We start from the raw sequence: 21587 nt of genomic DNA on the forward strand, positions 1-21587 counted from the left end.
TGGCGGGATAAAGGGGCCAGCCCCTTCTTGGCCTGCGGCCAATTCAACCCCGAGGTATTTTTAGCCAGATGAAGGACGGATCAGGCTTTGAGTTGGCTGTCCGTGTAATCGGTGATCGAGGCGGTTACGATCTGACCTTCGGGTTGGGGCGTATCGAAGGTGACTTCGGTGAACTGTTCCGTGCGGCCCATATGTGGGTTTTCCATCAGGATGTGATGGGTTTTGCCCAATTGTGCGGTCAGGTGTTTCGCGACCTGAGCGTCTCCGGCAGCGCGCAGGCGCGCGGCGCGGGCTTTGATGATGGTGCCGTTGATCTGCTGCGGGATGCGGGCCGCGGGCGTGCCTTCGCGTTTGGAGTAGGGGAAGACATGCAGCCAGGTCAGGTCACAATCCGTGACCAGTTTCAGCGAGTTTTCGAAATGCGTGTCTGTTTCGGTGGGGAAGCCTGCGATGATATCCGCGCCAAAGGTCATGTCTGGACGCAGTTTGCGGGCCTCTTCGGTGAAGCGGATGGCGTCGTCGCGCAGGTGGCGGCGTTTCATCCGTTTCAGGATCAGGTCATCGCCATGCTGCAGCGACAGGTGCAGGTGGGGCATAAGACGCGGTTCGGTCGCGATGGCCTGCATCAGGTTTTCATCCACCTCGATCGAGTCGATCGAACTGATCCGCAGGCGCGGCAGGTCCGGCACCAGCTTGAGGATGCGCATCACCAGATCGCCCAGCTTGGGCTGTGCGGGCAGATCGGCGCCCCACGAGGTTAGGTCGACGCCTGTGAGCACCACCTCGTTATAGTCCCGGTCCACCAGCCGCTTGATTTGGTCCACCACCACGCCCGCAGGGACGCTACGCGAGTTGCCGCGGCCATAGGGGATGATGCAGAAGGTGCAGCGGTGGTCACAGCCGTTCTGAACCTGCACATAGGCGCGCGAACGAGTGCCGAAGCCGTCGATCAAGTGGCCTGCGGTCTCGGTCACGGACATGATGTCATCGACCTGTACCGCCTCAGTCTGACCGATGAAATCGGCGGCCATGCCTTTCCAGGTGTCGGGTTGCATTTTTTCGGTATTGCCGATGACCGCGTCGACCTCGTCCATTTTGGCGAAGGTTTCGGGTTCGGTCTGAGCAGCGCAGCCGGTCACGATCAGACGTGCATCGGGGTTCTCGCGACGCAGCTTGCGGATTTCCTGCCGGGCTTTACGCACGGCCTCGGCCGTCACGGCGCAGGTGTTCACCACCACGGCGTTCGACAGACCCGCCTGTTGCGACAGTTCTTTCATTGCCTCGGTCTCGTAGGCGTTCAGGCGGCAGCCCAGAGTGGTGAACTTGGGCGCGCTCATCCCAGAGTCCCCAGAAACTCAGGGGTCAGCGTGCCCGAGAAGACATGGGCAGTGGGACCGGTCATCCAAACGCCATCGTCGCGCCAGTCGATCCAGATCGTGCCGCCGTCCAGTTCGATCTGCACCTTGCGCCCGGTCAAGCCGCGCCGTGCAGCCGCCACCGCCGTGGCACACGAAGACGAGCCCGAGGCCAGCGTAATGCCCACGCCGCGCTCCCACACGCGCATACGGACGTGATCGGGGCCGATGATCTGCGCCACCTGAACGTTCGTGCGTTCGGGATAAAGCGGGTGATATTCGTAGCGCGATCCGAATTCTTCCAGTGGGATGGCCTCGGCATCGTCCACAAAGAATGTGCAGTGCGGATTGCCCATTCCGGTTGCCGAGGGAACGCCTTCGATAGGCAGTTCCAGCGTATCAACCTCTTCAGCCAGCGGAATCTCGTGCCACTCCAGCTGCGGTGGGCCCATGTTGACCGAGGTCAGCCCGTCGCCCGCGTCGCGCGCATAAAGCGTGCCGCGTTCCGTCGTCAGGGTCAGCTCGGGCTTGCCGGTTTCCTCCATCAGGAAGCGGGCGATGCAGCGCGTGGCATTGCCGCACGCGGCCGAAGTCGACCCGTCCGCGTTGTAGAACACCAGATGCGCATCCGATTCGCCGTTTTCGATGACTGCCAACTGATCAAAGCCGACGCCAAACTGACGGTGCCCGATTCCCTTTGCCAGGGCGGGTGTTAGGTCAATGCTTTGCGCACGCGCATCCACAATGACAAAGTCATTGCCTAGCCCGTGCATCTTCATGAAGGGCAAACCCGAGGTCAGTATTCGTTGCATGGCGGGCATATAACCCTGCCTTTGAAATGAATCCACCCTATCGCGCAGATTCCTGAAAAAAGGGGTTGACCCCCCAGCGTCCCCTGCCTAATTAGGCCGCCTATCGGGTCGCCGGAACCTAAGAAATTACAGGCGAAACGAGGCGTGAAATAAGGACTTGCACCCAATCGGGAAAATGCCTTAGAGAGCGCCACGGATCGAAAGATCCTAACAAAAGAGTGGGCCGTTAGCTCAGTTGGTAGAGCAACTGACTTTTAATCAGTGGGTCGCAGGTTCGAATCCTGCACGGCTCACCACTGTTTTCAAAGACTTACGAGGCGATCTCATGCCGAACACTCGCTTCGGGTAAGCGAAGGCCGCCATTTTTCCATTTACATTCGCCTGATGGTTGCATGACTCTTCAGGCAAGGGAGGAACTGATGGGGCACATCAGGCTTGGCACTTTGCCTCGGTCCAGGAAGTGGCGCGAGGTCGTTGATCTGATCGCAACCGATGCGTCAGTCGAAGAGATCGCCGAGGCCGCAGCGGATGCATCTTAGCGCGATCTCGCACGGGCGAGTCGTGACCCCAGGTTTCAGTTTGTAAGTGATCTCCTCGTGAGGCTGCCTTTGCTTTCAAGGGCTCCGGGCTTCGAAGACGCTTTGGCTGACTTGGGCATTGCGACGTCGGAACTCGGTTCAGTGACCGGCTTGCTGGCCGGTTTGGATCTTGCCGTTGATGGCAGGAGCTTCGATCTCCGAAGTTCCTCAGATGCAGGAGAATTGGCGAAGGCCGCGCTCTTGGAAAGCCTTTCCATTCAGCTGCACGACCGGTTGCCATCCCTGTTTGAACCGACACCGCAAGAAATTCGCCAAGCACTCGCGAGTTTCGCCGCGGGCGATGCTTTTGCAAGACTCGCTCGGGATTTCTTTGCCCGGCTGACGTACCGCTCTCTAGACTACTATCTGAGCCGGGAACTCGCCAATCACACTGGCGAGGATCGACGCTTTTCAACCGATGCACAGCGAGTGGCATTTCAACAAGCCCTCGCCCAGCACACATTTGAAGTTTCTAGAATTGTCGAAGAATATGCGGGCGGCTGGTATGGCAAAACCGTCTGGCAGAAGCAGGCGCTTGATCGCGATGCAATAGACAAGTTCACAGCTTACGCGTTCAAAAAGATGCGCTCGGAGTTTGGGCGCCGTCGCGCCGTTGCTTGAAGTTGAAGTCAGATGGTTGCCGTCTCTGCAAAAATGCGGCGCGCAGCCGAGTACTTGGCCGAAAGTCCAATGTCGGTTTCTGAAATTGCGACACTGCTGGAGTACTCAACTCCAAGCCACTTTGCCCGCACTTTTAGAAAGTTCTATGGGTGCCCTCCGGGGCAGTATCGTACAGTGTAATTGGCGGTCTTCCCGTGACCGCATTGGGCTGAGATCGGTCCTCAACAACCATTGAGCCTACGGCAACTTTGTCCGCATTTCGGAGTTTGCAAAGCCCGACGATGAAGGTCCGGTTTGGGCTGCCATCAGTCAATCACGTGTACCGCAGAGAATACCTATTTCGAGCCCAATGGGTCGAATGCTTTGCATCGCACCAACGTCCGCTTTTCGAAGGGCGCCAAAAAAAGAACCAAAGGCAGATTTACCAAGGGTTTGATACACTAGATATTTCAACGTTTTGGTGACTTTGCCCTAAGTACCAAAAACGAGCGTTTTAGGTGTATAGTTTTTGGATGGGGGCGCGGAGCGCGGACTTGAGCGGATAAGCCCTGATCACTTGGTCATTTGGCCACCTCCAATCGACTCTGGGTTGATAGCGAGCAAATCTACCGCATTTGTTCGGGCCAATGCGAGTTTCGAGCAAAGCGCCTCAAATGGCAAATTACCTGCGCGAATGCCGGTGAAACATTCGGAGAATCCAAGTTTCTGTCGAACATCGCGCAATACCATGGCACCCAATATCAACGCGATGCCCTCTCCGCGTCGATTGAGATCTGTTGAGAGCATACCCCACCACACCATTCTGCCCTTGTCGTGGTCGTCGTGAAATTGCGCCATGGCTGCGGCGGCTCCGACGACAAGTCCGTCAGGGTCTTTCGCGTAGAGAAATATGCTTGGCCGTTCGAAACCTCGAAGGAATGAGCCCATGGGAAGCAGCACGTCGCAACTCTGAGTAAGACTATCGAGTTTTTTCAAATCTTCTTTCGAAGTGTCTGCGGTTACGGCACATACCTTCAGATCAGCGGACAAACTACGCTTAGCAAGAATTGCATCGGTAGCTTCAAACGTCGCTTGAGAGCCTTCCCAGCGGTCGTAGACATCCGTTACTAGACCTGCGTTCTCTATTCCTGCGCGGCGCTTGGCGAGATGTTCCCGCGGCATCCGGTCGACCAACCCGACCCCTTGCAGACGCGCAAGCGCAATTTGCTGTTCAAGATTGTGCTCGGAATAGTTTGCTAGCGCCACAACGCGACCGTGACAAGCATAGTCGGGGATGTCCCGCAAAAGTTTCCAAAGATTGTCTGCACGCATCTGCAGACGTTGCTGATCGGAATTGCCAAAATACTCAGAGTCAATGCTAGCCATTTTAGAAACGTTTGCTTGATCGTCAGCGGTGTCAAGGGAGCCTTGAAGCCTGAAGAGCCGAAGCATGCCTACTTCCGATTTTTCTTTGCACCGCAAGACGTTCCAAAACTCATACGTTTATGGTTCAGGTGAAAACTACCCAGTTTAAAACACTACCAGAAAGCCGACATTGGCGCAGCCGCAGCAAAAGTTCGGAAAGTCCGCAGAGCGGTTATTTGGAGAAAATCGATCGATGTCCGAATTGCGGACAAAGCGAACCTTGATGGTCACAGACTGAACGTCGGTTTCTGGCATTGTTGCGTGAGCTGTTTCTACAGGGAATTAAAAATTGTCTGTCCGTTTCGAGCAAACTTACAGTGACGGGCAACTTTCTTTTTCTATCTTCTACTTTCCGACAAGAATTGCGTGTTCCCGTTCTATAACCTTTTCCCAATCGCCTTGCGTTTTCAGACCGGTCGAAGAGTCTCCCATTAGCGAAGTGACCATCAGTCTTCCGCGCGCTTTCGCTTCTTCTTTCGAAAACCCGGCCTGTTCAAACATCCAGGCGGCGAAGTGGAACCGTTTGCCGATGGTTCTTTGATACGATTCTTTCACCTTCTCATCGGTGTTCGCCCACACTGAGACAGCGTGATCCGGCAAGGCGGCGTCCTCTTCTATGACCTTTTTCATAAGAAGAAGAATGCGGTCTTCCGGGGGACCGCCAAATGTCTTTGCCTGTGCGATCACTTTGTCAGTCAGTTCCTGCTCCCAATATCTGAGAACCTCATCCAAAAGCTCTCGGACGTTCTTGAAATGCCAGTAAAAGCTACCGCTTGTCAGGTTCAGTCGCTTTGCCATTGGCACGACCTTTATCGCGGAAACGCCGCCCTCATTGAGTACTTTGTAGGCCAGCAATATCCAGTCTTCCTTGGTCGCGGCGTTTCTTGGTGAGTTTCGAGTGATAGATTCTGACATTCAGATTATAGCATTCTTTATTTGACATAGAGCAGTCTATGGACTTACCGTAGAGATGTCTATGGTGAACAGGAGGTTCACGGTTTCGTGTTCTCTTACGAGGCTTCGCTTTGAAGGGGGGATCAATGAATAACTTAATGAAAACCGCAGCCGGCACATTGATGGCATTAGGCATGACGCTGGCTGGCACAGCCACGGCGCAAAACGCCTTGCCGACGGGTCGGAGTGCCACTGAAATCGAAAACGGTGTATATCCCGCGTCTTACTTTCCCAACACTGAAATCCTCGGCGAGGATGAGATGCGTATCACGGCATTGGGTACGGGGATGCCAAACCAAACCAAGGCAGCCGTTTCGATTTCGTTTTATGTGGAACTTGGGAATGGGGACGTCTTTCTGTTTGACGTAGGAACTGGCGCAACGGGAAACCTGTTCTCGCTGCGACCGGACTTCGCAAAGATCGACAAGGTCTTCTTCAGCCATTTGCATGTTGATCACGTTGGAGACTTCATGGGCCTCCACGTTGGGGGTTGGCTTTCAGGTAGATATACCCCGCTCCGCATCTTCGGCCCTTCCGGATCAGAAGATGAACTGGGCACTAAAGCCTATGTTGAGGGCATGTCTAAAGCCTATGCTTGGGACTTGGCCACACGTACGGGGGCGCTGCCGGATGATGGCGCCAAGCTCGAAGTCACTGAATTCGATTACATGCAGGAAAACGAGATTGTTTATCAGGAGAACGACGTAACTATCCGTTCCTGGCCTGCTATCCACAGCTTAGATGGCTCGGTAAGTTATTCTCTGGAATGGAATGGGCTGAAATACGTCTTTGGTGGCGATACATACCCTAACAAATGGTATGTAGAATATGCCAAAGGGGCGGACCTCGCTTCTCACGAGGCGTTTCTACCACCGGATGCGCTAGCCCCTTATTTTGGCTGGGACATGAAACAGGCGACTTATGTAGCTACGCGCGTTCACACGGAACCTGCGGCTTTCGGTAAAGTTATGTCCGCTGTCGAGCCACGAATGGCCCTAGGGTATCACTCTGTTCTTTCGCCCGAAAACTATCAGGCAATCCTGGAAGGTGTCCGTTCGACATACGATGGACCGCTCACGCTGGCGCGAGATCTACAGGTGATAAACGTAACTAAGGATCAGATCGTTGTTCGGGAAGCGAGTGTTGACGAATATGCTCTACCACCAGCTGTCAGCGACGAATACATCAATGCACCGCGTTCAAAAGAAAAAGAGCCTTCTGAAAAGGTTCAAGCCGGCAAATGGGATGGTTACACGCCACCGCCAATGCCGGAAAACTAAAGTTCAGGGGTGAACAAAATTCCAATTTGGCGGTATCTGTGCCGATTATTCCTGATGCTGAGCGTGATGGTCTCAAGTGCACTGGCCGTTTCAGCAGATGTCGTTTTGACAAACGGTTCGGAAGTCGCACCCAATGTTGCTGTCCTTCATGTCAAAGATGATGGGGTTTACGTCGACCTTGAGGTCTATGTCGAAGATATTCCGTTCTTTGCGGATATGCTTCCAATCGGTTTGTCATCCGGTTTCGTCGAGGGTGGGCCGGAGGTTGAACAAGAGTCCGATCAAGGTTCTGCCCAAGCCAAAAGTCGGGCGCTGTCTATTGTTGCAAGGGACGGACAGGCCCTACACGCTGAAATCAGAAAGTTAGAATACCGAACGCGCATAGACCGGGCCTCACCGCTTGCAGGTCAGCGCGATCCATTCTCGGGCAAAACTGTCCCCAGCCCGCCAAAAGATCCGCGTGTTCTGTTCGTCGAAGTGTTCTTTCCGTTTCAAAATTCACTTCCCGAAGAGCTGACTATAATGCCTCCAATGCGGGATGGCGAACCTCTGGTGACAATCGGGATGCAGGTTTTTGACCGAGAGGTTCCGGTCACGGATTTCCGCTTTCTGTCAAAGCCAGCAGAGTTAAAGATTCACTTGCCTGACCCTTGGGAAACCCGATTTTCCGCAGCAAGTCTGAATCGAAAAGCGCAGGACGGGACTTCAACCTTTCTTTATATCGAACCCCGAGAAGTTCGACACGAGACGCTGATCCGCCTGCGTGAATTGGCGCCTTGGATTGGTGAAAGCACGGAAGTGGGGCAAACACTTTCGCCACAGCGCAGCGCCTTGATCGTAAACCAGGCGGCGTCCTTCCTGGCTTCACGTAACCCGGTGACAATTGACGGCAAATCAGTGCAACCGTCAAACGTAACCGCAAAGCTCCTCGAACTAACATCGCAGGGATTTCAGGTTGTCGAGCCTGGAAAGGAAGTGTCCGTGAACAATGCGTTTATCGGAGCTATCCTGTCTTTCTCATCGGCAGAAATTCCCGAACAGGTGACAGTAACATGGGATATGTTTGACGAGGAAATTACCCGCGTCGCGACCATTTCAAACGATATCGCCGGGCCGTTCTTTGGGGCTGTGACACCAGCGGATCCACAGTTCCACTGGCGGAACCACTTGCTCCAATACGAAAAAGCATCTGTTATTCAGGTTCCAGTTGAGCGGCAGACGCAGCAGTACCCGGTAGTCGCTTTGATCACTGGGATTGTCAGTGCAGTCTCACTTGGTTTTTTCCTACTGTGCAGAGGCAGAGTTGCAAAGCACGCCAGTTGCGCAACCATGATTGTCGCGGCTTCAGCAACCGTCGCGTTTTCGGGATATTTGCCAGAACTACCTTGGAAGAAGCCTACCCCCCCTGAGCCACAGGTTGCGGAAGATATACTGCGCTCGATGGTCGAAAACTTGAACACGGTGACCCTGGAAACTTCGTCGGCAGCAAGAAAGGCAGAGCTGGCCCACATTGTAACGGCAGCGTCTCTGGGCGACATCGCAACAGAGGTGGAACGCGGGCTCGTGATCCGAACGCCAGGAGGGAGTCTCGCCGCAGTTACCGATATTAGAGACCTTAAATTAGAGCGCGTTGACCCTACCCTCAAACCGGGCGGATTCAGCACTCTGGCCAAATGGACAGTGAAAGCCAAGGGTGGTCATTGGGGGCACGCCCACATACGCGCCGTTACGTTCCGGGTGCTGGCCGAGGTTACACCTGATTCAGGGCAATGGAAGCTGGATGGATTAACTGTAATCGAGGCTCGCGATCCAAATGCATAAGTGTTCAAGACCAAAGGTTTTTGCTTTCGGCGCTCTGTTTGTCGGTGTGTTTTTGTCACTGACTCTGTCAGCCTCGGCGCATTTTTTACTTAACCTCAACGTTCGAATTTCGCATGTCGAGCATTTCGAAGACGGTCTGCGTATCTACATCCGCACGCCCATGCCTTATCTGGTTGCAGACAAGGTCGGTGATCAGGATGGTGATGCCTTACCAGAAGCTGCACCATTCACGACCAATGCCAAGAGCGACGGTCAAATAGTCCACTTTGTCGACTTGCAGGCTGTCGTGAGCGATCCCAATGGTTTGGGGCAATTCGCTGAAGGTGGGTTGCATCTGTTAGTCGACAATCAGCGCTTAAGAGGAACAGTTGAGTCCGTTCGCTTGCATCGAGTTGGAAATGAGCCCGGATTTGCAACTTTGGCCGAAGCTCAACAGGCCGTGGACACCGAAACGGCCTTAACGCCGCCGCTTTTTGTTGGTGACACAATTGTCGATCTCGTCCTGCATTATGACACTGACGGCCCGGTCCAATCGTACAGCATTTCTAACGTGCTAGACCCCGGCTTGCCGGATCAAGACCAAACGGCCAACCTAATTCTCGACTACGCGTCCGAGACACCACAGATTTTCCGGTCTCGGGGCCTGATGACCGAACCTGTGGAGGTTCAGCAAGAAGGCTACGGAGGATTCCTGAGTTTTGTCTGGGAAGGCATACGGCATATCCTCGAAGGGTTGGACCATGTTCTGTTTGTTGTGTGCCTGGTCATTGGGGCGCAAACTCTCCGGGCGCTACTACTGCGTGCAACCGGTTTTACCGTGGGGCATAGCGTAACGCTGTCGCTGGGATTTTTTGGGTTTGTGCCATCAGGCGCTTGGTTTGTTCCTGCCGTTGAAACCGGGATCGCGCTTTCTATCATTTTTGCAGCCGCAGCGGCGTTTATGACTTCCAAGGACAACGCGCGTTCTGAGGTCACGATGGTGCTTCTGACAACGCAGATTGGTCTCTTGCATGGGCTTGGGTTTAGCTTTGTGTTGCACAAGATCTTGCAGGTCACCTCCCCAAACGTCTGGCAAAGCCTACTTGCCTTCAATCTTGGCGTCGAGCTTGGCCAAGTCGCCATTATTCTTGCGCTCTGGCCTGCCTTGATAATGTGTCGACGCGTGAACTCCAGCTTTTGGATGTACCTACGTGTGGGCTTGGCCGGTGGATGTGCGGCTATCGCTTGCTTTTGGACCTTTCAGCGAGTTGCCGAGGTTTATTCCTCGTTGGCTTAAGGTCATTGCGATGGCGCGTGCCGTGATGGTCGCCTGGGAGAAAAGTGGACATTCGGCTGTTCCGCAGCATAAGACAGATTGGGGGCTCGAAGCGGACCTTCGCTGCAACTTAAATGAGTGTCTGCTCTGCGGACTTAGCGGCCATTCGCTGCTCTGCCACAATTTGTGTCTGTCCCAACTCACAGGATCAGGACTAATCTGCCATATAGAAAATCGGGTGACTTCCCCATCTACTGATATCCGTCTGGGTCGTTAGGAGTGTTTAGTAATGTGCCTTCAAACGCGTCGAGATTATCATTCATTTGAAGCCAAGGCAGCTTGCTTTGCTTGTTTACATGAAAAGTCGGTTTGAAATCTTCCGGGTTTTCGAGTGACGCAGCATAAAGGTGCATACCACCCGGATAGTGATCGGCTTCAAATCCAATGGGTGACCCGCAAATCCCGCAAAAGTGCCGGAAAACGCCTTTGGAACTTTCGTAAGTGCGGGGTTTGTCACCGGTCCACTCAAAGTTCTCTATCGGCACACCAAGCCACGCAACCACCGGCGCCGCACAATTCCGACGACGGTCATCACAGTGGCAATAGCATGCCCATGTTTGATTACCCTGGAAGACCCAGGTTGTTTTTTTACACAGACAATACCCGCGCGTCGCCATTCGTTTTTCTCCTAACCTCCCTAAGCATAAGAATCTGTTGTTTTTTAGTTGGGTAATTTTGGACGTTTCATCAGCAGAAAACGTCGGAGCTCAAGGTCAATTCGGGCTTGAAACAGACGTCCGACAGCGTTGGTTGGATGGCCGGTACTATGTTCCATCGGGAACCTCTCAAGCGGTGTCTGAAACCTCGCGAGGCCGAGTTGGGGATAGTTTACCGCACGCGAGGCCCCACTCAGACAGCGTTAAAAGCCGTGCAGACTAGGCTGGCTCAACGTCACTCACTACCGACGAACCAGCAACGTGAGTACCTTACTCTTGGACCGCAAGTGACCGTAAAGGTAAAGTGTTAGATCACAAAGGCAGTCTGCTTTTTGCAAGGGTAGCCAACGAATTAGACTGCAGATTAAGAGCGTCAATACTGTTTTTTCGGCCGTACGTTGCCTCTCCATCTCTGAAGTTTGCTTTGGCTAATGGCAGCGATACTTTGCAGAGCGGCAAAACGACATCGGATGAGTGTTCGTTATGGGCTCGAAGCTGTTTTTCTCCACGTTGCATGCTAATGACTGAACCAAACCCAGTTTTGACTTCCAGTTTTCCTGGTTCAAGTGGTCGAAAATGTCTTGTGGATACCTAATTGAGTGCCAACTCACAGATAAACCCGTTGGCTATCTGCTGCTTCCACTAGCGCCGTCGTAACTGCGTCGATCATTTTGGTGTAAGGCGATGCCGTCATACTTACTAAGCCAACAATGCGTTCTGGTCCCTTCTGTTCAAGGGGGATCCTTTTGAGCCGCAGATGGTCATATGCAGCTAAACGGCTGTCTGGTATGATTGATACGCCAAGTTCAGCGGCGACCATACTTGAGATTGCTTCAAGACTCTCAAGCTCCATAGCGTCTTTGACTTCAATGCCTTTCCTTTGCAGCCAAGTCTCGATTTGCCTTCCCACAACCGCATCACGCGTAAAACGAATAAACGGTGACGCACAAAGCAGTTCTCTCGAAGATAAATCTGGGGTGTTTTCCGAGACAAGCAGGACCAATTTTTCGGATACAATTTCAGAGAATTCCAACGTGTTTGGCAGAATATCTGGTCGGGAGATGATCGCCGCTTGGATCTGCCCGCGGTCTAATTGTAGCAAAAGCTGATTCGTCAAACCTGGAACAATCCGTACAAGGATATCCGGATGCACGGACTTTAGCGTCGCTAGCGCAGTCGGCACTAATCCAGTCAGGGTCGTTGGAACGGCACCCAAAGTTATTTCACCAGAGAGTTCGTTGTTCGACTTCACCCTTTCCGCCAAACCGTCATATGCGGCCACCACCGCAGCAGCCTCTCCGACGAAGGTTAGCCCGGTATGAGTAAATTTGGGCGACTTGGATGATCGGTCAAATAAATCGAGCCCCAACGCGACCTCCAGATTCCGCATCTGGTGACTGACCGCCGACGGAGTTAGATGCTCCGCCTCTGACGCGGCACGGAAGCTACCATGTCGATGAACTGCAATTAGAGTTCGCAGTGCCCGAATGCTCATTCCGATAACCTCGCTACCGCTTAAATCGTGGTCCATACGTGAAAGTTTTTCACCAATCTGTCAAAGATTTTTCGTTTTTGTTCATTTTTGTTGATGTGTACCATGCGCACAGCACGCCTTATGAAACCAAACCCAGAGGTGCTTATGGTTGCTCCCAAATCCAACGCCTATACTTCCATCGTCGCCAAACCCTTCGCTCCAAACCTCGGGGCTGAGATCTACGGAGTCGACCTAAGCCGGCCTGTGCCTGACGACCAGTTTGCAGAGATCTGCGAAGCTTTTCACACCTACCAGGTGCTGTTCTTCAAAGAGCAGAAGGAAATAACACCTGCGCAGCACATTGAATTTGGGAAACGCTTTGGGCCGCTTCACGCACACCCCGCTGCCCCAACGATGGACGGGTACCCAGAGATTTTCGAAATACATGCAACTAAGAATTCCAAGGTAGCAAACGGTGAGTTCTGGCACTCTGACGTCTCTTGCGATGAGACACCGCCCCTTGGAACTATGCTGCAAATCCATATTGCACCACCCTGCGGCGGGGATACCATGTTCAGTGATATGTATGCGGCCTACGATGATCTTTCGGAACCGATAAAAGATATGATCAACGGGTTATCTGCACTTCATAGTTCCGAGCATATCTACAAAGGCCGCTATAGCGACCGGGGGCAAAAAGACAGCGAAATTGACTGTCCCGAAGCAGTTCATCCGATCGTCAGGACCCATCCGGAAACGGGCCGAAAGTCGCTGTTTGTGAATCGAACATTTACAACAAAGATTTTGGGCTTGTCGGAAAAGGAAAGCGACGCGATCCTCAACATGCTTTTCGAGCATGCGGAACAGATCAACTATCAAATCCGGTTCAGGTGGTCACTTAACGACATGGCCTTTTGGGACAACCGGTGCTGTATGCATCGTGCGATCTGGGACTATTGGCCCGCTGAGAGAAAAGGGCGACGTGTGACCGTGAAAGGCGATAGGCCTGTCTAGACTCGACCGAACCGAATTGCTGGATCAAAGAAACCGAATCTTTAGGAGCGATAAGTGCGAGCTGCAGTCGTAAGAAAGTTTTGTGAAGATCTTTCGATTGAGACGGTCCCGGATCCAACCTGCCCAGACAATGGAGTGGTCCTGGAGGTCGCAGCCTGTGGAGTATGCCGCTCGGATTACCATGGATGGTCTGGCGCGCACCCCAAAGTTCAAAATGGCTCCATCTTAGGGCACGAATATTGTGGAACTGTGGTAGAGGCAGGGCCTCAAGCGAAGCACAGTGTTGGTGACCGCCTCATAGCGCCATTCATCTTGGGTTGCGGCAGCTGCAACGCTTGTCAAACAGGCGTATCAAACACTTGTGCTTACCAAATCGTTCCAGGATTTGGAACGCCAGGTGCCTACGCAGAATATGTCGCTGTGCCGTTTGACCATAACTTGGTTCACTTGCCAGAAACGCTCTCTCCTTCCTTGGCGGCAGGGCTCGGGTGTCGTGTAACCACTGCTTGGCATGCTTTGACAGACCGTGCAGATGTCGCAGCAGGTGAATGGGTGGCTGTCCACGGAACAGGAGGTATTGGCTTGTCCGTTCTTCTATTGGCAAAAATGCTTGGATGCCAAGTTGTCGTAGTGGATGTGGTTGAAGAGAAACTTGAGCATGCAAAGCTCAACGGCGCAGACGCTACAGTAAATGCCAGCAAAGAAGACGCCGCAGCAGCGATCCTAGATATCACGGATGGAGGAGCACAGGTTTCCATAGAAGCGCTGGGGATCGAAAAAACGACGAACGCATCCTTAGAGTGTCTCGCTATCCTTGGTCGACACGTACAAATTGGTATGCCGTCGAGCGACGGCCTGATGCAGGTGAATATGCGTGCGATCTATTCTAAACAACTCTCGTTTTTCGGCACTCGTGGTATGCCTTCATGGAAATACCCTCGTCTTCTAGGAATGATCGAACGTGGCGAAGTGGATATCCAGCCAATGGTCGCCAGGGAGGTCCGATTGGAAGAGGCTAGTAATGAACTTCGAGCAATGAATGGACCAACTTCCCCGGGAACCGCTGTTATCACGAGGTTTCAGCCGTGATCAGTCCAAACGCCTGATAGGTTTGTTAAACAGTCATTCTCTTTATCGTTGTGCGCTCCTATGCAAATTCAGTTTTTCGCGCAAACTAGCTGTTCCGGGTAACGCAATGAACGCCTGCTTTGGGCTCAAAGCAGCCTTTCGCTGCGGCTCACGCAAATGGTCGCTTTGGGCGCCCCCCCGAAGGCGACCCGAAGTTGCTAGATTTCAATGTCTTCGGCGATTGCTAGCGCATCCTCCAGCTCGACGCCGAGATACCTGACGGTGCTGTCCATCTTCGTATGCCCCAACAGGAGCTGAACGGCGCGAAGATTGCCTGTCTTCTTGTAAATCTGGGTCATCTTCGTCCGCCTCATCGAATGCGTACCGTATGCGCTCGTCTCAAGACCGATCGATTTGACCCAATCGCGGACGATCCGCGCATACTGGCGGGTCGAGATATGCAGCCGCTCGTGGAAGCGGCCAGGGCAAAGGTACTCGGAGCCAACCATGAGCTCGTCTTCCATCCACTTCTCGACTGAGGCGCGTGTGCCTTCGGAAATCTCAAAGCGAACAGGTTTCTGCGTCTTGCTTTGCAGGACTGAGGCGCGCTCCTTGATCAGACCTGATGCCATTGCATCGACGACTTTCATCTTCACCAGGTCACAGCGGCGCAGCTTGCTGTCGATCGCCATATTGAACAGCGCTAGGTCGCGCTGGTTTTCGGCCAATTCAAGTCGAACACGGATCGCCCAGACATGCTTAGGCTTCAGCGGTCGTTTCTGACCCACGATGCGGCCCTTGTTCCATGCGGGGCGAAGTGCGCGAATGGCTGGAAGGTTTGGTGTTTCCATGACTGATCCTCCGATCCGCCAGGCCCTCCCGAAACGACAACCCGACACTGACGAGGCACCATATCACGGGATTGCTGCGCGGCCGCTGAAGTCCGGAAGGAGCCCAAAGCGGACTGAAATGTGCTCGCCAAAAGGAATTGCGGCGATAGACATTCTCTTGAGCGGTCTAACCCATCACTAAATGCATTCACCGCCATCGATAACCAGGGCTTGCCCCGTCATAAAAGCGGATTCATCTGAAGCTAAATAGACGATCCCATGGCCAATCTCTTCAACTGTCGCCCATCGACTCATGGGGATCGCCTGCTCGATGTAGCTTTCCAGTTTGGCACGGCCTCCCATCTGCTTTTCGAAGCCTGCATTGAAAGGGGTGTCTACAAATCCTGGACATAGGGCATTGAAACGGATTGCATGGACAGCGTAGTCGGCTGCCATCTGCCGGACCATCGCAACTGCAGCGTGCTTTGTAGTCGCATAGGCGATCATACCCCGGTCATATTGAACCCCAGAATTGGAGGCCGTGACGATCACGCTGCCTCCACCTTGTGATTTCATATGGGGGACGGCTGCACGCGCGGCAATGAAGTGAGCGCGGACATTCAATGCCCAAGAAGCATCCATTCCATCTGGTTTCACTTCTTCCAGCGTTCCTTCGATCTGCAACCCAGCGTGAGAGTGCAACACGTCAAGCCGACCGAAGTTTTTAACTGCTTCGTCTATGGTTCTGGTAAGGGCATCGTCATCGGTCACATCAAGCTGTATGGCAGATGCTTGATTTCCCTGCGCAACGATTGCGGCCACAGTGGCTTCAGCAAGTGTTGCATCGCGATCGGTTACCACAACATGCGCACCCTCTTGTGCCATTGTCATTGAACCCGCCCGACCAATTCCTGATCCCGCGCCCGTCACGAGCGCGACCTTACCTGCAAGCCGCATGTCACTTGGCTCCTTTATTTAACTATTCGATTTTGAGGCGCCTCGGCGCAAAAGCAGCTGAGCTGCTACGAGCAACAAGAGCGAAGCGCCCATAACCATAGTGCCGATGGCATTGATCTCGGGTGTTACGCCGCGCCGGATGGATGAGAATATGTAGATTGGCAGGGTTGTTTCTGAGCCAGCTACGAAGAACGCGATGATGAAATCATCAAATGAGAAAGTGAAGCTGAGCAGGAAGCCTGCCAAAATTGCCGGTGCTATCAACGGCAGGGTCACCTGTCGAAAGGTGCCCCAGGGCGTCGCAAAGAGGTCAGCAGAAGCTTCCATGAGCGCGCGGTCCATACCCGATAGCCTTGCACGTACGATGATTATGACCAGCGCCATTGTGAACATGGTGTGTGCGGCGACAAGCGTGGGCATCCCCATGGAAAGTTGCGGGGGATTTGCTCCATCGGGCCATAGGCTTGCAAGAAGCGGGTTTAGCCAGCCGAATACGGTGACCAGGGCAATGAGTGTCGCGATGCCGATGACGATACCGGGTATCATTATCGCAATATAAATCATCGCATCAAACAAAGTTCGGAGCCATCCCTTAACCCCTTGTAAAGCGATGGCCGCCATGGTTCCGAGAGTGGATGCGAGGCAAGCAGTTATGAATGCCGCAAGCAGACTGGTCTCGAGCGCGTCCATTACAAATGGGTTGTTCAGCGCTTTACCATACCATTGGGTCGAGAACCCCATGAACTGACTTGCGTGTCGTCCGGCATTAAAGCTGAAAAGCGCGATGATGCCGATTGGAATATAGAGAAAAAGGTAGACGCAAATCGCGTATAAGCGCATCGGGCCCTCACATCAGCGAGACATCTTCGCGCTGGCCACCCAGGCGCGAGATGAATTTCATGTAAATTGAGACAGTGACAAGCATTACGACAACCAGAGTCATTGCGACCGCCGATCCGTACGCCCAGTTCCGAGACTGCAGGAACAGGTCCACCAGCGCATTTCCGACGAAAAAGACCTTTCCGCCGCCCAAGATCGCTGGGATCAGAAACTCGCCCATCAGCAAGATGAAGACCAGCATGCAGCCAGTTGCGATACCAGGTACCGACAAAGGAAGTGTCACCTGACGGAACGTACGCCATGGGGTAGAGCCGAGATCAGCCGATGCTTCCAGAAGGCGTTTATCCAGTTTGTCTAAGCTTACAAAAATCGGGAAAACCATCAGAGGTAGATACCCATAGACAATCCCGACAAGCACAGCGAACGGCGTATTTATCAGACGGATATCATCGATGCCGATCGACTCTAGTAAAGCGGGCAAGCCACGCCCCCCAAGGATGAAAATCCAAGCGTATGACCGGATCAGGATCGATGTCCAGAACGGCACGATCACTAGGATCAACAGCGAAGTTCTCCACTTTGGTGAACAACGCACTGCAAGAAAGTAGGCGAGCGGGTAGGCAATTACCAACGCAGCGATAGTCCCCAGAGGTGCAAGGATCAAAGTGTTCTTAAACGCCGTCCATCGCGCAGGAAGGTTGGCATATTGTTCCAACGTGAACGCTGGAACGTAGCCTCCGGCGGCACCCCGTTCGCCAAAGGAAAAGACGAAGACGACCAGCAGAGGAAGGGCTAGCATTACCAAAAGCCATATTCCTGCTGGAGCCAGCAACAGTGCTTTTCTGCCTCGTTCGGTCATTTTGTCCTCGTCTTTTCCGATATTGGCGGCCTTGCCGCTTAGGCCGACTTGAAGCGGGCGAGCAACTCGGCACGGTTTGGATCGGTTAGTGTAGCCGCCGCGCCGAACTCGAGTGCATTCAGAAGGTCAGCTGCCGGATAAAGGATCGGATCTTCCAGTAGTTCCTTCGGCAGCAACGCATTGGTGCGAGCATCAGCCGATGGATAGCCGTGAGCGAGGACTTCTTTCGCATTAACTTCCGGGTTCAGCAGGAAGTCGATCAACGCATAAGCGGCATCCATATGGGGTGCGCCCTTAGGAATAGCGTAGTAGTCGGACCAGAGTTCACCGCCCTCAGTTCCCAGAACGTAGGCGATTTCAGGCATGTCGACATTCATCTGCTTGCCGTCACCTGTCCAGCACATCGTCATCCAGGCGTCACCGTTACGCATCGGTGGCTGATAATCCGACGAGATTGCAAACAGATGCGGTTTGGCATCCAGCAACAATTTCTCGGCATCCGCCAGTTCCTTCTCATCGACCGAGTTAAAGGAGTAGCCGAAGTATTTCAGGGCATTACCGATGGTGGTGAGTTGGTAATCATGCACCATTGTCCGGCCTGAGTAACCTTCCATAGTAAGGTCCCAGAACTCTTTCCATGTGGTTGGAGTCGGAGCGCCGTCAAGCTTGCTGGTGTTCACTGCAAAGCCAGTCGTGCCCCAGTTTTTTGGGACCGCGTAAAGCTGGCCATCGACAGAACCGGCGTCGGAAAAGCGCTGTTCGAATGAACCTGCGTCGTAGTTTGGCAGTTTGGACGTATCGAGCGGGATGATCAGATCTTCACCCACATACGTAGTGATCGTGTAGTTGGTTGGAACGAAAACGTCCCAGCCAGACCCTCCAGCCTGTAGTTTTGCCAACATCTCTTCGTTCGAGCCAAAAACATTGACCTGAACATGGGCGCCAGTGGCTTCCGTGAAAGCTTCGAAGTTCATCTCGTCATGGTAGTTCGGCCATGTGGCGAGGATCACTCGGTCGCCAATGTCCCCGGCAGCAAATGCCGGGCGTGGACGCAACCCAGGAATGGCCGTGCCCAGAACGGCCGTTGCCATCCCAAGACCTGTCACGCCTAAGAAATGTCGCCGTGTAACCGAACCCTTTTGGTACCGGCGAAGCTCTTCCATGAACTTTTGCTTGGAAATAGTCCCATTATCCTTGGTCATTGTGAACCTCTCTGTTGTTGGATTGCGGGATTTGTTATTTTTCCAGGATCAGCAGTGCGCCTTCGCCCCATGAAACAAAGGCCTGCTCTCCTGCATTGAACGTCCCCTCGTTCAATTCCGCTTGCCTTGGCACAAGTACGTGGAAGTCACCCAGTGCTTCGTTGCGCGCAAGGTATTCTGTGTGCTCCCCAAGGAAGATCCGATTTTGAATGGTAACTGGCAGAGCGATTTCAGCTGTGGGTAGCGCGCGGGTCAGCGTGATCTGTTCAGGACGGATACTAACGCACACTTCCTGCCCTGCATCTATTGGAATCTCCGGAGTTCCGTGCACCTTTTGGCCACTCGCTAAACGCACAGTGATTTGGTCGGCTGCTGAGTCAGTCACAGTTGCATCAAAGAAATTTGAGGTACCTACAAATCCAGCCACGTAGCGGCTGCGGGGCATGTCATAGAGTTCGCGTGGGCTGCCAACCTGCACAATACTGCCGCCTTCCATCACACAAATTCGGTCAGACATTGAAAGCGCTTCTTCTTGGTCGTGCGTGACGAGGACAAAAGTTATTCCCAGTTGTCGTTGCAAGTTCTGCAGTTCAAACTGCATTTCTTTTCGAAGCTTTCGATCCAGAGCAGCCATTGGTTCATCAAGCAGCAAAAGCTTGGGCTCGTTTACGATCGCACGCGCCAAAGCGACGCGTTGCTGCTGACCACCAGACATCTCCCAGATGCGACGTGGGCCAAACCCACCAAGACGGACAGTTTCCAGCGCTTGCTCAACCTTTGTCGCGATTTTTTGTTTGTCTACGCGTGGTCGTTGTTGGCGCAGGCCGTACGCGATGTTGTCGAACACGCTTAGGTGAGGAAAAAGAGCATAGTGCTGAAACACCATGTTGACTGGGCGATGGTGCGCATCCAAGTCGTTGACGACTTCTCCATCGAGCAACACCTGACCTTCGGTTGGCTTCTCGAAACCTGCCAACATTCTAAGCGCAGTGGTTTTGCCGCAACCAGATGGGCCTAAGAACGACAGGAACTCTCCTTTCCCAATGGAAAGATTCAGGTCTTTGGCGGCGACCACATTCCCGAAGGTCTTGGTCACTCCTCGGAGTTCCGCAATCGTCTGCATGGGAACGCTCATGTCAAAGCTCATATACTGCCGTTTTCCTTTTGCTTGATTTTTTGGCATTTTTTGGCATACCACTCAAACAAGAAAAAAGTAACAATAACTCGGAATAACTGTATATACCACAATTGGGGTATAGAGGTGCATTTCGAAAATCTGGAGCGGCGTGTGTACGATTGGATGGAAGAGGCCGGCAGGGTCGTGGAGAAGATCGGAACCCCAGAATTTCCATGTGCTTTGGCAGATGGCTTACGGCAGGTCGCACCATTTGATTTTACGGTGGTGTTTGGCCATGTCGGAACCGAAGCACCAATAGACCTTCACGACGATTTCCCCAAAAGCAAACGGCATATTTTTGTTGAGGATTACCAAGCCGGGCCCTACGTACTTGATCCATTTTTTTTGGCCGCGACAAAACCAATAACACCGGGTCTGTACCGCATGCGCGATATCGCACCGGACAGGTTCTATCAGGGCGAATACTATCGCAGCTATTACAAAAGGACTGGGTTAGCAGAGGAGATTGGCTACTTTATCGAAATCCCAGGCGCTGGGATGGTTGTGGTCTCGCTCATGCGAGCAGAGAAGCCTTTTTCCGCCAAGGAAATTCGTCATTTGCACGCTCTATGGCCGCTCGTTCGGGCAGCCTGTTGCAAACATTGGAGTAACTTTCCAACGATGGCCCGCGGCGCCGCAGCGAATGGCGTTAGTCGTCGCGTTGATCTAGCATTCCAGGCATTTGGCGATGGCGTTCTGACGCCACGAGAACGAGAAGTCGTTGAGTTCACATTGAAGGGCCATTCGGCAGAAGCTGTTGGCACAATTCTCGGCATCTCTCCAGGCACAGTCCGCATCCACAGACGCAACATTTACGCGAAACTTAGGATCAACTCGCAGGGTGAGCTTTTTTCAAAGTTCATTGAAAAGGCGCTTTAAAAGGTTCCTTGAACACCCACTTTATCCGTTTTGCCGACCTTGCTACCTTGTGACCCGGAAAACACCAAACATTTGGACGGCATTGTCTGATAGCCAAGGAACCCAAAGGGAGAGGGTTGGGACGCCCGGGACCCATGTCGGGCTAAATTAATAACCGAAAACGCTTTCGGGCCATTGTCTATCTAACCGGACCAGCCGTTTTAAATATGGCGTCAAGATACGAAAGGCAAAAAATTCATGGACGCACCAGTTATCCAGTTGATTTTTATGCTCATCTTGCTGGTTGTCGTGATCTGGCTTTATATCCTGCCGATCACGATGGCAGGGCGGCGCAACCGATCCGGTTTGATCTGGTTCCTGATCGGTCTGGTTGGATCACCCCTTTTGGCTATTCTTTTGCTGCTGGCTCTAGGTGACGCACCCGAACAACCAACAACCTAATTTTGGGACGATACCATCTGACACTCAAAAGGGCTTAACCGGAGGGTATC

General features: G+C 53.1%; 21 protein-coding genes and 1 tRNA gene. 10 read left to right on the forward strand and 12 right to left on the reverse strand.

The window, feature by feature from the left end:
- Positions 1 to 80 precede the first annotated feature (80 nt).
- Positions 81 to 1337, reverse strand: coding sequence for a tRNA (N(6)-L-threonylcarbamoyladenosine(37)-C(2))-methylthiotransferase MtaB (mtaB, locus tag ABWV79_RS14020; protein ID WP_353392654.1), 1257 nt, complete (start codon positions 1335 to 1337; stop codon positions 81 to 83).
- Complete coding sequence (dapF, locus tag ABWV79_RS14025) at positions 1334 to 2176, reverse strand: diaminopimelate epimerase (RefSeq protein WP_353392655.1); 843 nt, start codon at positions 2174 to 2176, stop codon at positions 1334 to 1336. Before dapF ends, mtaB begins: the two co-directional genes overlap by 4 nt.
- A gap of 211 nt (positions 2177 to 2387) precedes the next feature.
- Between dapF and ABWV79_RS14030 the strand changes: the two genes are divergently transcribed.
- The 3 genes from ABWV79_RS14030 to ABWV79_RS14040 all read left to right on the forward strand — a co-directional run bounded on the left by ABWV79_RS14030 (position 2388) and on the right by ABWV79_RS14040 (position 3546).
- Positions 2388 to 2463, forward strand: a tRNA-Lys gene (locus ABWV79_RS14030).
- A gap of 384 nt (positions 2464 to 2847) precedes the next feature.
- Positions 2848 to 3366: a hypothetical protein gene (locus ABWV79_RS14035; RefSeq protein ID WP_353392656.1), complete on the forward strand. Its 519-nt coding sequence runs from the start codon at positions 2848 to 2850 to the stop codon at positions 3364 to 3366.
- A 33-nt stretch (positions 3367 to 3399) separates the two neighbouring features.
- On the forward strand, positions 3400 to 3546 hold the full coding sequence (locus tag ABWV79_RS14040) for a helix-turn-helix domain-containing protein (protein WP_353392899.1): 147 nt from the start codon (positions 3400 to 3402) through the stop codon (positions 3544 to 3546).
- Between the two features lie 372 nt (positions 3547 to 3918).
- Here ABWV79_RS14040 and ABWV79_RS14045 read toward each other — a convergent pair whose 3' ends face one another.
- Positions 3919 to 4797 (reverse strand): hypothetical protein, encoded by an 879-nt coding sequence (locus tag ABWV79_RS14045; RefSeq protein WP_353392657.1) that lies wholly within the window; start codon positions 4795 to 4797, stop codon positions 3919 to 3921.
- A 318-nt stretch (positions 4798 to 5115) separates the two neighbouring features.
- Positions 5116 to 5685, reverse strand: coding sequence for a TetR/AcrR family transcriptional regulator (locus ABWV79_RS14050; RefSeq protein ID WP_170756182.1), 570 nt, complete (start codon positions 5683 to 5685; stop codon positions 5116 to 5118).
- Positions 5686 to 5810: 125 nt separating this feature from the next.
- Here ABWV79_RS14050 and gntH point away from each other — a divergent pair, with 125 nt between their 5' ends.
- The 3 genes from gntH to ABWV79_RS14065 are packed head-to-tail and all read left to right on the forward strand — an operon-like array spanning position 5811 to position 10101.
- Positions 5811 to 7004 (forward strand): guanitoxin biosynthesis MBL fold metallo-hydrolase GntH, encoded by a 1194-nt coding sequence (gene gntH, locus ABWV79_RS14055; protein WP_353392658.1) that lies wholly within the window; start codon positions 5811 to 5813, stop codon positions 7002 to 7004.
- A gap of 54 nt (positions 7005 to 7058) precedes the next feature.
- Positions 7059 to 8825 (forward strand): hypothetical protein, encoded by a 1767-nt coding sequence (locus tag ABWV79_RS14060; RefSeq protein ID WP_353392659.1) that lies wholly within the window; start codon positions 7059 to 7061, stop codon positions 8823 to 8825.
- Positions 8826 to 8877: 52 nt separating this feature from the next.
- Positions 8878 to 10101 carry a HupE/UreJ family protein gene (locus ABWV79_RS14065; RefSeq protein WP_353392660.1) on the forward strand — a complete coding sequence of 408 codons (1224 nt, stop codon included), beginning with the start codon at positions 8878 to 8880 and terminating at the stop codon, positions 10099 to 10101.
- A 230-nt stretch (positions 10102 to 10331) separates the two neighbouring features.
- Here the strand turns inward: ABWV79_RS14065 and ABWV79_RS14070 are convergent, their stop codons facing one another.
- Together ABWV79_RS14070 and ABWV79_RS14075 are read right to left on the reverse strand one after the other, a co-directional pair.
- Positions 10332 to 10757, reverse strand: coding sequence for a GFA family protein (locus ABWV79_RS14070; protein WP_353392661.1), 426 nt, complete (start codon positions 10755 to 10757; stop codon positions 10332 to 10334).
- Between the two features lie 646 nt (positions 10758 to 11403).
- Positions 11404 to 12327 (reverse strand): LysR family transcriptional regulator, encoded by a 924-nt coding sequence (locus ABWV79_RS14075; protein ID WP_353392662.1) that lies wholly within the window; start codon positions 12325 to 12327, stop codon positions 11404 to 11406.
- 108 nt (positions 12328 to 12435) lie between these two features.
- On the opposite strand from ABWV79_RS14075, the gene ABWV79_RS14080 reads away from it, so the two are divergent.
- Positions 12436 to 13284 (forward strand): TauD/TfdA dioxygenase family protein, encoded by an 849-nt coding sequence (locus ABWV79_RS14080; protein ID WP_353392663.1) that lies wholly within the window; start codon positions 12436 to 12438, stop codon positions 13282 to 13284.
- 135 nt (positions 13285 to 13419) lie between these two features.
- Positions 13420 to 14373, forward strand: a complete 954-nt coding sequence (locus ABWV79_RS22310; RefSeq protein WP_502949865.1) for a zinc-binding dehydrogenase — start codon at positions 13420 to 13422, stop codon at positions 14371 to 14373.
- Between the two features lie 197 nt (positions 14374 to 14570).
- On the opposite strand, the gene ABWV79_RS14095 is transcribed toward ABWV79_RS22310, so the two are convergent.
- The 6 genes from ABWV79_RS14095 to ABWV79_RS14120 all read right to left on the reverse strand — a co-directional run bounded on the left by ABWV79_RS14095 (position 14571) and on the right by ABWV79_RS14120 (position 20223).
- Complete coding sequence (locus tag ABWV79_RS14095) at positions 14571 to 15203, reverse strand: tyrosine-type recombinase/integrase (RefSeq protein WP_353392664.1); 633 nt, start codon at positions 15201 to 15203, stop codon at positions 14571 to 14573.
- A gap of 177 nt (positions 15204 to 15380) precedes the next feature.
- Positions 15381 to 16139, reverse strand: coding sequence for an SDR family NAD(P)-dependent oxidoreductase (locus ABWV79_RS14100; protein WP_353392665.1), 759 nt, complete (start codon positions 16137 to 16139; stop codon positions 15381 to 15383).
- Positions 16140 to 16157: 18 nt separating this feature from the next.
- A complete protein-coding gene (locus tag ABWV79_RS14105; RefSeq protein WP_170355768.1) occupies positions 16158 to 16979 on the reverse strand; it encodes an ABC transporter permease in 822 nt (273 codons plus the stop codon).
- A 7-nt stretch (positions 16980 to 16986) separates the two neighbouring features.
- A complete protein-coding gene (locus tag ABWV79_RS14110) occupies positions 16987 to 17838 on the reverse strand; it encodes an ABC transporter permease (RefSeq protein WP_093962199.1) in 852 nt (283 codons plus the stop codon).
- 38 nt (positions 17839 to 17876) lie between these two features.
- Positions 17877 to 19040 (reverse strand): ABC transporter substrate-binding protein, encoded by a 1164-nt coding sequence (locus ABWV79_RS14115; protein WP_093962198.1) that lies wholly within the window; start codon positions 19038 to 19040, stop codon positions 17877 to 17879.
- Positions 19041 to 19074: 34 nt separating this feature from the next.
- Positions 19075 to 20223 (reverse strand): ABC transporter ATP-binding protein, encoded by a 1149-nt coding sequence (locus ABWV79_RS14120; RefSeq protein ID WP_414478926.1) that lies wholly within the window; start codon positions 20221 to 20223, stop codon positions 19075 to 19077.
- Between the two features lie 105 nt (positions 20224 to 20328).
- On the opposite strand from ABWV79_RS14120, the gene ABWV79_RS14125 reads away from it, so the two are divergent.
- The gene (locus tag ABWV79_RS14125; protein ID WP_353392666.1) at positions 20329 to 21096 is read left to right on the forward strand and encodes a helix-turn-helix transcriptional regulator; all 768 of its coding nucleotides are present in this window, start codon (positions 20329 to 20331) and stop codon (positions 21094 to 21096) included.
- Positions 21097 to 21333: 237 nt separating this feature from the next.
- Entirely contained in the window at positions 21334 to 21537 is a 204-nt protein-coding gene (locus tag ABWV79_RS14130; RefSeq protein WP_058283652.1) for a hypothetical protein, read from the forward strand.
- The last annotated feature ends 50 nt before the right edge of the window (positions 21538 to 21587 follow it).

The sequence above is a fragment of the Ruegeria sp. HU-ET01832 genome (assembly GCF_040371315.1).
GTDB classification, from domain to species: domain Bacteria; phylum Pseudomonadota; class Alphaproteobacteria; order Rhodobacterales; family Rhodobacteraceae; genus Ruegeria; species Ruegeria lacuscaerulensis_A.

Excerpts from the sequence above, each read along its gene's own strand:
- dapF (WP_353392655.1), bottom strand. The coding sequence starts at position 2,176 with ATGCCCGCCATGCAACGAATACTGACCTCGGGTTTGCCCTTCATGAAG.
- ABWV79_RS14075 (WP_353392662.1), bottom strand. The coding sequence starts at position 12,327 with ATGGACCACGATTTAAGCGGTAGCGAGGTTATCGGAATGAGCATTCGG.
- ABWV79_RS14040 (WP_353392899.1), top strand. The coding sequence starts at position 3,400 with ATGCGGCGCGCAGCCGAGTACTTGGCCGAAAGTCCAATGTCGGTTTCT.
- ABWV79_RS14050 (WP_170756182.1), bottom strand. The coding sequence starts at position 5,685 with ATGTCAGAATCTATCACTCGAAACTCACCAAGAAACGCCGCGACCAAG.
- ABWV79_RS14095 (WP_353392664.1), bottom strand. The coding sequence starts at position 15,203 with ATGGAAACACCAAACCTTCCAGCCATTCGCGCACTTCGCCCCGCATGG.
- ABWV79_RS14080 (WP_353392663.1), top strand. The coding sequence starts at position 12,436 with ATGGTTGCTCCCAAATCCAACGCCTATACTTCCATCGTCGCCAAACCC.
- ABWV79_RS14130 (WP_058283652.1), top strand. The coding sequence starts at position 21,334 with ATGGACGCACCAGTTATCCAGTTGATTTTTATGCTCATCTTGCTGGTT.
- ABWV79_RS14100 (WP_353392665.1), bottom strand. The coding sequence starts at position 16,139 with ATGCGGCTTGCAGGTAAGGTCGCGCTCGTGACGGGCGCGGGATCAGGA.
- ABWV79_RS14110 (WP_093962199.1), bottom strand. The coding sequence starts at position 17,838 with ATGACCGAACGAGGCAGAAAAGCACTGTTGCTGGCTCCAGCAGGAATA.
- gntH (WP_353392658.1), top strand. The coding sequence starts at position 5,811 with ATGAATAACTTAATGAAAACCGCAGCCGGCACATTGATGGCATTAGGC.
- ABWV79_RS14070 (WP_353392661.1), bottom strand. The coding sequence starts at position 10,757 with ATGGCGACGCGCGGGTATTGTCTGTGTAAAAAAACAACCTGGGTCTTC.
- ABWV79_RS14060 (WP_353392659.1), top strand. The coding sequence starts at position 7,059 with ATGCTGAGCGTGATGGTCTCAAGTGCACTGGCCGTTTCAGCAGATGTC.
- mtaB (WP_353392654.1), bottom strand. The coding sequence starts at position 1,337 with ATGAGCGCGCCCAAGTTCACCACTCTGGGCTGCCGCCTGAACGCCTAC.
- ABWV79_RS14045 (WP_353392657.1), bottom strand. The coding sequence starts at position 4,797 with ATGCTTCGGCTCTTCAGGCTTCAAGGCTCCCTTGACACCGCTGACGAT.
- ABWV79_RS14115 (WP_093962198.1), bottom strand. The coding sequence starts at position 19,040 with ATGACCAAGGATAATGGGACTATTTCCAAGCAAAAGTTCATGGAAGAG.
- ABWV79_RS14120 (WP_414478926.1), bottom strand. The coding sequence starts at position 20,223 with ATGCCAAAAAATCAAGCAAAAGGAAAACGGCAGTATATGAGCTTTGAC.
- ABWV79_RS14105 (WP_170355768.1), bottom strand. The coding sequence starts at position 16,979 with ATGCGCTTATACGCGATTTGCGTCTACCTTTTTCTCTATATTCCAATC.